1 protein-coding gene and 2 pseudogenes are annotated in these 2,421 nt (G+C 32.0%); 2 read left to right on the forward strand and 1 reads right to left on the reverse strand.

The window, feature by feature from the left end; genetic code table 11:
* Positions 1–1,038: pseudogene (locus tag ACIPNH_RS00210) on the reverse strand (hypothetical protein); the annotation flags it as partial.
* A gap of 783 nt (positions 1,039–1,821) precedes the next feature.
* On the opposite strand from ACIPNH_RS00210, the pseudogene ACIPNH_RS00215 reads away from it, so the two are divergent.
* Positions 1,822–2,035 (forward strand): annotated as a pseudogene (locus tag ACIPNH_RS00215) (transposase); the annotation flags it as partial.
* 136 nt (positions 2,036–2,171) lie between these two features.
* Positions 2,172–2,369, forward strand: coding sequence for a hypothetical protein (locus ACIPNH_RS00220; protein ID WP_400770788.1), 198 nt, complete (start codon positions 2,172–2,174; stop codon positions 2,367–2,369).
* Positions 2,370–2,421 lie beyond the last annotated feature (52 nt).

The following is a 2,421-nucleotide window of genomic DNA, read 5'->3' on the forward strand; positions in this document are numbered from 1 at the left end:
ACAAATATGTTTAGCTATATCTTCTATTCCTTCTTTGCTATCAAAACCAAAGTTATTGGGACCAATATAATAAGCTAATTCATCACCATTAGCACTAGTCTTAATTGCCTGATTATTTATATATGAATTTATTTGATCCATACCTGCCCATACACCTGGATTATCTGAATCATCACTATCAAAGTTTACTTCCTTTAATCTACTGTAAACATTAATTGCAGTGAAAGAGTCTTGATTCAATTGAACCTGTACTTGTGGCTTCTGTTCTTCAAGATCATGATTTCCTGTATCTTCAATAAAAGAATGACTTCCTAAACCATAGACTTCTTCCCTAGAGACTTCTATATATTCTTCAACGTCTTTTTCAATATCCTTAAGAAGTGGTACAAAATGGTTCCTGTAATTCACTATATAAATGATATTATTACCTGTACCTAACTTACCTTTAGTGACATGTACTTCTCCTATCTCTTCATCTCTCAATTCTATAATCTTAATTTTTACGTCATACTTTTCACATATCATTTTTCCTTCAACTTCAGGTCTGCCCCATATAGCATTTTGCAAGTTTAGAATTCCTACTGCTGAACCAGAACTAGCATTTTTAATATCTTCTGCAGTAAATTCAATACGTGGAATATATTCAGGAAGTTTCTCACTCTCCTTATCTAGAAGCTTATTCAACCATGAATTTTTCGAAGTATTCAATTCTCTCTGTGCATATTCCTTGCAGCCCCTCCGTAAAGACTGTACGTTAAACCCTTCATCACTTGCAATAAGACCTTTGCCTTTTAATTCATTCAATCTTTGAGCAACTGAATCAAAAAAACAATCTCCAGCACTTACAGCAGCTCCAATTTTAAAGCCCTCAGGCAAATTCTTTTTTAGTGTCTCTAAAAGTTGAGTAAGCTTCTCTTTTTTCTCTTCATCCTTTACATTTTTTATCTGACTAAAAATGGAAATAGGCTCTCTAGTAATAACCCTTTTTAGAGCAGCACCATCAGGTGATAGATTTTGTACTCCACTTAATCCAAACATATCAAACTCATTATATTAAACTTATAGCATATATAGCAGCAAAAATTATTAAAGCAAGTTACTTCTTTATAGCTAATAAAATTATTTTAATTAGTATATACTTTCATATTTTTTATCATTAAATCAATAATATGATTTTACTTTTACATAATTAACAAGCAAGCGTGAGAACAAGTTTTCTTGGAATCAATTGGTCTACCATGTGATACGTTCGAACTTTCTTGTATAGTAACTTTACTATACACTAAAACTAGCCACATTGGCTCATTTTCACTAAATCTACGTACGAACTAATTTACTTAGCTTTGTTGCAAAAATTTCACACTTTTATTTTCACAACCCTATTTTGTGCAGCTTGTTCTCGCAAATGTATGACCTTTTTTAAAGGGGTAAATAATTCAATTCCTTATAACACTAACTAGCATGGTACTTTTACTAAAATATTTTTTTAAAAAGTTAGTTGACTTATAAATAATTCTCTACTGATACTGGCATATATTTGTTTATTCTGCTGAAGTGGTTCCGCAGGTTACTGTATAAGCTTCAGCAGTTTTTGCACTCCTTTAAAGCATAATCCATCATATTCCTATAATAGTAATATTAAATACAGCTGGTGCTTCTCAATTTTGTTGATCTATGGTAAAACTAGACCTGCTGCAAAAGGAAAGTTGCTGTTCTTATGGTAGTCTATTTTCAAAAAAAATCTGATTTTAAAGTATATTACAGAAAAGAAGCATATTATCCTGGTCAATTTTTAACCCTTAAAAAATACTCCATTTTTGTTTTGCAGCAGGTCTACAGATGAAAGCAATCATTGGTGCAACTGTTGAGGTGATAAAGCGCAGCGAATTACACACCTTTGCTGTATTGCTGAAAAGATGGGTTGTTGAGAGATCTTTTGCTTGGTTGGAGAAGTGTAGACGATTGTGGAAAAATCAACACCAGCCTACATATTGTCGTTCTTGCTTTCACTTCTCTACTCTTGAAAAGATTTTAAACAGGCTCTTAGCAAATTTTCAGAGATGGTAAATAGATTTTAGTGCGTGCAATAATTTATACGAAATTGGTGTTAATGAAAAATTGATATCTATATCTATATACTGGAATAGTTATGTTAATTTAGTGAGGTCCATATGAAAGGAAATACCAACAGAAATAGATCTTCTAGTCCAGAATCAAGATTAAGTGAAAAGAACTTAGTGATGCCTAAAACAGATAAGGTGACTATATATAGAGCAGAAGCGAGACCAAATCAAAGATTATATGTTGGCGACGATATAAAGATATATGGTAAGAAGAAACAAGAGAAAATTATACAACTCTCGGCCTAGACTTTGGCGTGAATTTCGGAAATAAAAATGAAAGATATAAATCTCAGACGTG

The sequence above is a fragment of the Wolbachia endosymbiont of Drosophila barbarae genome (assembly GCF_044752445.1).
Lineage (GTDB): Bacteria > Pseudomonadota > Alphaproteobacteria > Rickettsiales > Anaplasmataceae > Wolbachia > Wolbachia pipientis.

What these genes read in the sequence shown, in the direction of transcription:
- ACIPNH_RS00220 (WP_400770788.1), top strand. Translation starts at nt 2,172, where the DNA reads ATGAAAGGAAATACCAACAGAAATAGATCTTCTAGTCCAGAATCAAGA.